Source organism: Streptomyces sp. NPDC017225 (genome assembly GCF_044331465.1).
Taxonomy (GTDB): domain Bacteria; phylum Actinomycetota; class Actinomycetes; order Streptomycetales; family Streptomycetaceae; genus Streptomyces.
In genome coordinates this window covers 312,787-322,688 of record NZ_JBIRNE010000009.1, presented here as the reverse complement: position 1 = coordinate 322,688, position 9,902 = coordinate 312,787, and the positions used below count along the sequence as shown (strand labels likewise).

3 protein-coding genes, 1 tRNA gene and 1 rRNA gene are annotated in these 9,902 nt (G+C 69.6%); 4 read left to right on the top strand and 1 reads right to left on the bottom strand.

Going from position 1 to position 9,902, the window contains the following annotated elements:
* From rrf to ACH4NX_RS21925, 3 genes are all read left to right on the top strand, one after another.
* Positions 1 to 88: ribosomal RNA gene (gene rrf / locus ACH4NX_RS21935) — 5S ribosomal RNA — on the top strand; the annotation flags it as partial.
* A gap of 115 nt (positions 89 to 203) precedes the next feature.
* Complete coding sequence (locus tag ACH4NX_RS21930; RefSeq protein ID WP_351392965.1) at positions 204 to 866, top strand: DegT/DnrJ/EryC1/StrS family aminotransferase; 663 nt, start codon at positions 204 to 206, stop codon at positions 864 to 866.
* A gap of 78 nt (positions 867 to 944) precedes the next feature.
* Positions 945 to 1,020: transfer RNA gene (locus ACH4NX_RS21925), tRNA-Thr, on the top strand.
* Between the two features lie 56 nt (positions 1,021 to 1,076).
* Here ACH4NX_RS21925 and ACH4NX_RS21920 read toward each other — a convergent pair.
* Positions 1,077 to 3,830: a SpoIIE family protein phosphatase gene (locus tag ACH4NX_RS21920; protein ID WP_398128337.1), complete on the bottom strand. Its 2,754-nt coding sequence runs from the start codon at positions 3,828 to 3,830 to the stop codon at positions 1,077 to 1,079.
* 391 nt (positions 3,831 to 4,221) lie between these two features.
* On the opposite strand from ACH4NX_RS21920, the gene ACH4NX_RS21915 reads away from it, so the two are divergent.
* Positions 4,222 to 9,696 carry a HAMP domain-containing protein gene (locus ACH4NX_RS21915; protein WP_351392530.1) on the top strand — a complete coding sequence of 1,825 codons (5,475 nt, stop codon included), beginning with the start codon at positions 4,222 to 4,224 and terminating at the stop codon, positions 9,694 to 9,696.
* Positions 9,697 to 9,902: the final 206 nt, after the last annotated feature.

Sequence of the window (9,902 nt, the reverse complement as noted above, 5' to 3'; positions counted from 1 at the left end):
CGGTTACATTTCGAACCCGGAAGCTAAGCCTTACAGCGCCGATGGTACTGCAGGGGGGACCCTGTGGGAGAGTAGGACGCCGCCGAACAATCATTCAAAAGGGTTGGATCCCGAACTTCGGTTCAGGGTCCAACCCTTTTTTGTTCTCCGTTACTTGAAGTTCACGTTGCGCTACCACCATCACCGGCATGGGTACTGCAGCAATGCTCAGGGCCGCCGGCGTAGGAGTCGGTGACGAGGTCGTCGTACCTGCCTTCGGGAACGTGGAAGTCGCCGAAGCCGTGGTTCTGATCGGCGCGTCGCCGGTCTTCGCCGACATAGATCCGGAGTCGTACTGTCTGCACGCCGCCTCGGTGGAGGCGGCGTTGACGCCCCGGACCGCCGCCGTGGTGGCCGTACACCGGTTCGGGCGGCCGGCGGACATGGGGCCACTGCGCGGGGTCGGGCAGAGGCACGGGCTGCTCGTGCTGGAGCGGGGCGAGTCGGAGATGTCGTACGACGAGATGGCGCAGCGCAGACAGCGGGCCGCCTACCTCGACGGGAAACTGAGGGGCGTGCGCATCCCGGACTGGGGTGACGGGCACACCTACCAGCAGTACGTGGTGCGAGTGCCGGGCAACGGGCGGCCGGACCGTGACGCGTTCGCACGAGCCGTGCGGGGCAGGGGAGTCGAGTGCCGGGTGCCGGTGCAGACGCCGGTGCACCGGATGCCCGGTTTCCGGCGGTGCGTGTCGTTGCCGGAAACGGAGCGGGCCGCCGACGAGACGCTCGCGCTGCCGGTCGACGCCTCGTTGACCAGGCGGGACATGCAGCGCGTCGTGTCCGCCTGCAACGCGCTCGGAGGGCTCCTGCAGCCCGCGCACTGACAGGCGTGGTTGGGAGCACCAGCCTGTTCGGGGTATGATCTATTCCGTTGCCGCGAGGGAAACCACGCGAAGCGACAGGCCCCCATAGCTCAGTCGGTAGAGCGTCTCCATGGTAAGGAGAAGGTCAACGGTTCGATTCCGTTTGGGGGCTCCACCACGAAAGGCCCCGCCCAATCGGGCGGGGCCTTTCGCATGCCCGGGGCCGGTGCCCTAGTCCGCGTGCGGCTCCGGGACCCGCATCGCGAGAATCGCCATGTCGTCGGACGGGGCGTCCGACGCGAAGCGTTCCACCGCGCGCATGATGCGGGCCGCCACCGCGCCGGCCGTCAGTCCCGTGCACGTGGTGAGGACGTCCGCGAGGCCGTCGTCGCCCAGCATGCGCGTGCCCTCGCGGCGTTCGGTGACGCCGTCCGTGACGCAGAGCAGGACGTCGCCCGGGTCGAGGGTGACCGTCTGCTCGTACAGCTCCAGGTCCTCGATGACACCGAGGAGGGGCTGCGGCTCCGCCGCCGGTTCGACCGTGCCGTCCTGGCGCAGACGGAGCGGGAGCGGATGGCCGGCGCAGACCACCTTCAGCTCCGCGCTGCCGTCCTCCTGCGGGCGCATCTCGCCGTACAGCAGCGTGAGGAAGCGGCTGCGGGCGCCCTCGTCGAGGATGGCCGAGTTGAGGCGCTCCAGGACCGCCGGGCCGCTGAGGCCCTCGCGGGCCAGCAGGCGCAGGGCGTGCCGCGCCAGGCCCGTGACGGCCGCCGCGTTCGGGCCCGTACCGCAGACGTCGCCGATGGCGAAGCCGTACGCGTCCTCGCTGATCGGGAAGAGGTCGTAGAAGTCGCCGCCGACCTCGTTGCCCTCGCCTGCCGCGCGGTAGATGACCTCGACCTCGACGCCGTTGATGACGGGGAGTTCCGGGGGCAGCAGGCTGCGCTGGAGGGACTGGCTGATGGCAGTCCGCTCCGAGTACAGGCGGGCGTTGTCCAGGGCCAGGGCGGCCCTGCGGGAGAGATCCTCGGCCAGTTCCAGGATCTCCTGGCGGAAGTGTTCGTCGGTCGGCTTGCCGAGCGTGAGCATGCCGATGACACGGTTGCGTGCGACCAGCGGCAGGACCACGGTCTCGCCGCCGACCGCGGAGGCCGTGGCGAGGGTCGGGCCGATGCTCGAACTCATCTGGTGCGCCGGGCCGCCGCTCAGGCCGAGGTCGCGCATGGAGGTCCGCAGCGCCGCCTGGTGGGCCACCTCGCCGGGGGCCGGCCAGACGCGGGCGCCCGGGGTGGGCACCGGGTCGGGCGGGGCGATCTTCGACAGCAGGGACTTGATGCCGTCGATGAGCTCCTCGTCCTCGTGCAGGACGTAGGAGAGGTACGGGTCCGACGCCTGGTCCGCGATGGTGTAGACGGCGCACCAGGTGGCCAGGGTCGGGACCGTCATCTGCGCCATCAGGGCCAGCGTCTGGTCGCGGTCGAGGGTGCCGGCGAGCAGGTCGGAGGCCTCGACGAGGAAGCTGAGGGAGCCGCGGCGCAGCCGTTCCAGTTCCCCCAGGCGCGCCGACTCGACGGCCAGGGCGATGCGGTCGGCGGCGAACTGGAGGCGCAGCGCCTCCTCGTTGGAGTACCGGCCGGCGGACTCGGCGGCGACCCCGAGGGAGCCGGTGAGGCGGCCCTCGACCTTGAGGGGGACGGTGACGACCGAGCGCATGCCCGTGCCGTTCAGCAGCGGGACCACGCCCGGGACCGCCGCGAGGTCGTCGTGCACGGCGGGCATACGAGCGGAGCCGTAGCGGCCGGGGCCGGCCTCGACCGGGACACGGGCGAAGCGCTGGCGGGCGGAGGGCAGGCCGGTGGAGGCGCGGACCTCCAACTCCGTTTCGTCGTCGGTCGCCAGGAGCAGGAAGGCGGCGTCGGCGTCGAGCATGTCGCGGGCGCGTTCGACCGTGCGCTGGAGGAGGCCGTCGAGGTCGTCCGGGGCGGGGGAGCCGATGAACACCTCGAAGGGGTCGGCACTCTGGCCCTCGGAGGAGGCGGCGGAGTCGGAGGACGGCACGCGCGACGGCGTCTGCAGGACCGCGCGTTCGTGGTCCCGGACGAGGAGGCAGACCGTGGAGGGCTCGCCGCCGGCGTCGCGGACGCGGAGGTGGGAGGCGTAGACGGGCGTGACGCGGCCGTTGGCGTCCCTTATGCCGTAGCTGCCCTCCCAGCGGGAGAGTTGGAGTGCCTCGGCGATGCCGGTGCTGGTGCCCGGGGTGTGCGGCCAGGCGGCGAGGTCGGTGAGCGGCTTGCCGATGACCTGCTCGGCGGGGTAGCCGAAGAGCTCCTCGGCGTCCTCGTTCCAGGAGGAGACGGCACCGGTGCGGTCGATCTGGACGACGGCGACACGGACGCGGGCGTCGGCGAGGGGGAGCAGATCGGCGGGAAGGGCGGGGCCGGCGGCGCGGGTGCCGACCGGGCGCTCCGGGAGATGCAGGTGGAACCAGACGTTCTTCAGTGTGGGCGTGTACTCGACGCCCCAGCGGTCGGCCAGGGCCGCGCACAGCTGGAGGCCGCGGCCGCCCTCGCGGTCGAGGCTGCCCATGGTCGCGGGGGAGCCCTGGAGGGGGACCTCACGCTCGGGGTAGTGGTCGGCCACCTCGATGCGTACGCCGTCGTCGCCGCGCAGGCACACGACGTCGGCGGTGGTGCCGGCGTGCACCACGGCGTTGGTCACCAGTTCGCTGGTGAGCACCACGGCGTCGTCGACGATGTCGGCATGGCCCCAGCCCTGGAGCGTGTCCCGGACGAAGGACCGGGCGCTCGCCACCGATCGTCCGACGGGCTCGAAGCTGGCGGCCGCGCGCGCGGTGATCACAGAACTCCTCGACCCTCTCTCCCCGTGCACGGCCTCATGGCCGACCGGGTCTCGCCGCTGCTGCGGCAGTCCACCCGTCGGCCCGGGATCCGGGGGCTGCTCCCCCGGGATCAGTCCGGTGGTCATTCCGGCCGCCCCTCCGATGCCCGCTCGTCTCCGTGCCACCGCCCAGGCCGGACTCACCGGTGTGGCTGGACAGCCGCATGCAAGGTTACTTACCTTCGCCGTCCATGCGGATGCCGGTCCGCAGTGTTTCCGCCCAGAGGGTGTGCGGACGATGTGCGAAGCTGCCGAACTGTTATGGCCGGGTTCGGCCGGGGTGAAACACTGGGCAAGCTTCTTATGAAGGTCAGGGCGGGTTGAATGCGCACCGAGTGCGGTGGGCAGCAGCCCTGGAAGCGGTCCGGCGAGCCGGTCCGGACCGTGCGGAAGCACGGAAGTACGCGGTAGTAACCGGTCCGCCGAGCGGTGGTGTCCGGGCACAGCGGTAACGGTCGACCCCTGCGGGAGGGACACAGTGGAGTCTGGCGCAGCGACGCGGGCCACGAAGACGCGCGCGAAAGGCGGACAGTCCCTGAGTAACCAGGGCAAAACGCGGGGTGGCAGTACGACGGTGGACACGGCCGCGCTGAACCGGCTGCTCGCGGCACTCGTGTCCATGCGGGAGGGGAACTTCCGCAAGCGGCTCACGGTGTCCGGCGACGGTGTGATGTCGGAGATCGCGGCGGTCTTCAACGAGGTGGCCGACCGCAATCTCCATCTCACGGGTGAGCTGGCCCGGGTGCGGCGCATGGTCGGGCGTGAGGGAAAGCTCACGGAGCGACTGGAGACGGGTGCCTGCGAGGGCTCGTGGGCGGCCGCGATCGACAACTCGAACGCGCTCGTGGACGACCTCGTACGGCCGGTCTCCGAGGTCAGCCGGGTGCTGTCGGCGGTGGCGGACGGTGACCTGTCGCCCCGCATGGAGCTGCGGACGCAGACGGCGGAGGGCACCGGGCAGCCGTTGCGCGGTGAGTTCCTGAAGGTCGGGCGGACTGTGAACAACCTGGTCGACCAGTTGTCGACGTTCACGGACGAGGTCACGCGGGTGGCCAGCGAGGTCGGGACCGAGGGCAAGCTGGGCGGACAGGCCCGGGTGCGCGGCATGTCCGGTTCGTGGAAGGACCTCACGGACTCCGTCAACACGATGGCGTACCGGCTCACCGCGCAGGTGCGGGACATCGCGCTGGTGACGACGGCGGTGGCCAAGGGTGATCTGTCCCGTAAGGTCACGGTTCACGTGGCCGGCGAGATGCTGGAGCTGAAGAACACCGTCAACACGATGGTGGACCAGCTCTCCGCGTTCTCGTCCGAAGTGACGCGCGTCGCTCGTGAGGTCGGCACCGAGGGCGCCCTGGGCGGGCAGGCGCAGGTGCCGGGCGTGGCCGGGGTGTGGAAGGAGCTCACCGACTCCGTCAACACCATGGCCGGGAACCTGACGGCCCAGGTGCGCGAGATCTCCCACGTGACGACCGCGGTGGCCAACGGTGACCTGTCGAAGAAGGTGACGGTGCCGGCTCGCGGCGAGGTCGCGCAGCTCGCCGAGACGATCAACCAGATGACCGAGACGCTGCGGATCTTCGCGGACGAGGTCACGCGCGTGGCCAACGAGACCGGTGGCGAGGGGCAGCTCGGCGGCCAGGCGAACGTGCCGGGTGCGGCGGGGATCTGGAAGGACCTGACGGATTCCGTCAACACCGTCTTCCGGAACCTGACCACTCAGGTGCGCGACATCGCCGCGGTGACGACGGCGGTGGCCAACGGTGACCTGTCGCAGAAGGTCACGGTGGACGTGGCCGGCGAGATGCTGGAGCTGAAGAACACCGTCAACACGATGGTGGACCAGCTGTCCTCCTTCGGCGCCGAGGTCACCCGCGTGGCCCGCGAGGTCGGTGTCGAGGGTGAGCTGGGCGGTCAGGCGCAGGTGCCGGGTGCGGCGGGGACGTGGAAGGACCTGACGGATTCCGTCAACACCGCGTTCCGCAACCTCACCGGCCAGGTGCGCAACATCGCCCAGGTGACGACGGCGGTGGCCAACGGTGACCTGTCGCAGAAGGTCACCGTGGACGTCTCCGGCGAGATGCTCCAGCTGAAGAACACCGTGAACACGATGGTGGACCAGCTCTCCAGCTTCGCCGACCAGGTCACGCGGATGGCCCGGGACGTGGGTACGGAGGGCCGCCTCGGCGGCCAGGCCCGCGTGGACGGAGTGTCGGGGACCTGGAAGGAGCTCACGGACTCCGTCAACTCGATGGCGGGGAATCTGACCTCCCAGGTGCGCAACATCGCCCAGGTGACGACGGCTGTGGCGCGGGGCGACCTGTCCCAGAAGATCGACGTCGACGCGCGCGGCGAGATCCTGGAGCTGAAGAACACCATCAACACGATGGTCGACCAGTTGTCGTCCTTCGCCGAGCAGGTCACCCGCGTCGCCCGAGAGGTGGGTACGGAGGGCCGCCTCGGCGGCCAGGCCCAGGTGCCCGGGGTCGCCGGTGTGTGGCGCGAACTGACCGACTCGGTGAACGGCATGGCCGGGAACCTGACGGGTCAGGTGCGCAACATCGCGCAGGTCGCGACGGCGGTGGCCCGCGGTGACCTGTCGCAGAAGATCACCGTGGACGCGCGCGGGGAGATCCTGGAGCTGAAGAACACCCTGAACACGATGGTGGACCAGCTGTCGTCGTTCGCGCAGGAGGTCACCCGGGTGGCCCGCGAGGTGGGTACCGAGGGCATCCTCGGCGGCCAGGCGGAGGTGCAGGGCGTCTCCGGCACCTGGAAGGACCTCACGCAGTCCGTGAACGGCATGGCCAACAACCTGACCATGCAGGTCCGCAACATCGCCGAGGTCACGACCGCCGTGGCCAAGGGCGACCTGTCGAAGAAGATCACCGTCGACGCCAAGGGCGAGATCCTCGAGCTGGTCACGACCGTCAACACGATGGTGGACCAGTTGTCGTCCTTCGCCGAGCAGGTCACCCGGGTGGCGCGTGAGGTGGGTACGGAGGGCATCCTCGGTGGTCAGGCGAGCGTGCCCGGCGTCGTGGGCATCTGGAAGGACCTCAACGACAACGTCAACCTGATGGCCAAGAACCTCACGGTCCAGGTGCGGAACATCTCCCAGGTGGCCGCGGCCGTCGCCAACGGCGACCTGACGCGGACGGTGACGATCGAGGCGCGCGGCGAGGTCGCGCAGCTCGCCGACACCTTCAACACCATGGTGCGGACGCTGCGGTCCTTCGCCGACCAGGTGACCAAGGTGGCCCGCGAGGTGGGCACCGACGGCATCCTGGGCGGCCAGGCACAGGTGCCGGGGGTGGCGGGCACCTGGAAGGACCTCACCGAGTCGGTGAACCAGATGGCGTCCAACCTGACCGGTCAGGTGCGCAACATCGCCATGGTCACCACGGCCATCGCCAAGGGCGACCTGACCAAGAAGATCGACATCGACGCGCGCGGGGAGATCCTCGAGCTGAAGACGACCATCAACACGATGGTCGACCAGTTGTCGTCCTTCGCCGAGGAGGTCACCCGTGTGGCCCGCGAGGTGGGCACGGAGGGTCAGCTCGGCGGTCAGGCACGCGTGCGTGACGTCGACGGCACCTGGCGGGACCTGACCGAGTCCGTGAACGAGATGGCCGGGAATCTCACCCGGCAGGTGCGTGCCATCGCGCGCGTGGCGACCGCGGTGACGCGCGGCGACCTGAACCTGAAGATCGACGTGGACGCCTCCGGGGAGATCTCCGAGCTCCAGGACTACATCAACAAGATGATCGCCAACCTGCGCGACACCACGATCGCCAACAAGGAGCAGGACTGGCTCAAGGGCAATCTGGCGCGGATCTCCGCGCTGATGCAGGGCCGCCGGGACCTCCAGGACGTGGCCTCGCTGATCATGAGTGAGCTCACTCCGGTGGTCTCCGCGCAGCACGGGGCGTTCTTCCTCGCCATGCCCCACGTCGACGGCCAGGACCAGGCGGGCGCCCAGAGCGACCAGTACGAGCTGCGCATGCTCGGGTCGTACGGCTACTCGATGGGCTCCATGCCCACCTCGTTCCGGCCGGGGGAGGCGCTGGTCGGGACGGCCGCCGAGGAGAAGCGCACGATCCTCGTGGAGAACGCGCCGAGCGGGTACCTGAAGATCTCCTCCGGGCTGGGGGAGGCCCCGCCCGCCCAGGTGATCGTCCTGCCGGTGCTGTTCGAGGGGCAGGTGCTCGGCGTCATCGAGCTGGCGTCCTTCACCCCGTTCACGCAGATCCAGAAGGACTTCCTCAACCAGATCGCCGAGATGATCGCGACGAGCGTCAACACCATCTCCGTCAACACCAAGACGGAGGTACTGCTGAAGCAGTCGCAGGAGCTGACCGAGCAACTCCGGGACCGTTCGGAGGAACTGGAACAACGTCAGAAGGCGCTCCAGTCGTCCAACGCCGAACTGGAGGAGAAGGCCGAGCTGCTGGCGCAGCAGAACCGCGACATCGAGGTGAAGAACACCGAGATCGAGGAGGCGCGGCAGGTCCTGGAGGAGCGCGCCGAGCAACTCGCGGTCTCCATGCGCTACAAGAGCGAGTTCCTGGCCAACATGTCGCACGAGCTGCGTACGCCGCTCAACTCGCTGCTGATCCTGGCCAAACTGCTCGCCGACAACGCCGACGCGAACCTGTCCCCGAAGCAGGTCGAGTTCGCCGAGACGATCCACGGCGCCGGCTCCGACCTGCTCCAGCTCATCAACGACATCCTCGATCTGTCGAAGGTCGAGGCGGGCAAGATGGACGTCTCTCCGACGCGTATCGCGCTCGTCCAGCTCGTCGACTACGTGGAGGCCACGTTCCGGCCGCTGACCGCGGAGAAGGGCCTCGACCTGTCGGTGCGGGTGTCGCCGGAGCTGCCCGCCACGCTGCACACCGACGAACAGCGGCTCCTCCAGGTGCTGCGCAACCTGCTGTCCAACGCGGTGAAGTTCACCGACTCCGGAGCGGTCGAGCTGGTCATCCGGCCGGCCCGGGACGAGGTACCGCAGGCCATCCGGGAGCAGTTGCTGGAGGCCGGTTCGATGACCGATCCCGACGCGCCGCTGATCGCGTTCTCCGTGAGCGACACCGGGATCGGGATCGCGGCGAGCAAGATGCGGGTGATCTTCGAGGCGTTCAAGCAGGCGGACGGCACCACCAGCCGCAAGTACGGCGGTACGGGTCTGGGACTGTCCATCTCGCGGGAGATCGCGCAGCTGCTGGGCGGCGAGATCCACGCGCAGAGCGAGCCGGGCCGCGGGTCGACGTTCACGCTCTACCTGCCGCTGCACCTGAGCGAGCTGCCCCCGCACGGCTACCAGCAGGCCATGCCGTCCCTGGAGGCGGGCGACCTGCTGGCGTCCTCGGGCGTCGCGGTCGAGCTGCCGGGGGCGCAGATCGAGATGCCGGCCGAGGTGAGGTCGTACCAGGACTCGCAGAACGTCGCCGCGGCGCTCTTCCGGCGCCGCCGCAGGACGGTGGAGGCCGAGGAGCGGGCCGCGGTACAGGAGCGGCAGCCGGCCGTCGAGCGGGAGGAGCAGGCGCCGCAGTCGCACCGCGGGATCCGGTTCGGCGGACAGAAGGTGCTGATCGTCGACGACGACATCCGTAACGTCTTCGCGCTCACCAGTGTCCTGGAGCAGCACGGCCTGTCCGTGCTGTACGCCGAGAACGGGCGCGAGGGCATCGAGGTCCTGGAGCAGCACGAGGACGTGGCGGTCGTCCTGATGGACATCATGATGCCCGAGATGGACGGGTACGCGACGACCACGGCGATCCGCCGGATGCCCCAGTTCGCCGGTCTGCCGATCATCGCGCTGACCGCGAAGGCGATGAAGGGCGACCGGGAGAAGGCCATCGAGTCGGGTGCCTCCGACTACGTGACGAAGCCGGTCGACCCCGATCACCTGCTGACGGTGATGCGGCAGTGGATGCGGGAGGAGTGAGGAGCGGGTTCGAACGGGAACCGGACGGCGCGTTCGGACACCGTGCCCGCGGTACGTCCGGTCATGGTGTCCGTGGTACACGGGCACGGCGTCCCCGGTGCGCACGGCACGGTGTTGTCGGCATGTGGGGGGCACCGTCCGCACGGCCCGTTCGGGCGGTGTGGGAACGTGGGAGGCGCGTAGGTGGCGGGAACCTTCGGTGTTCA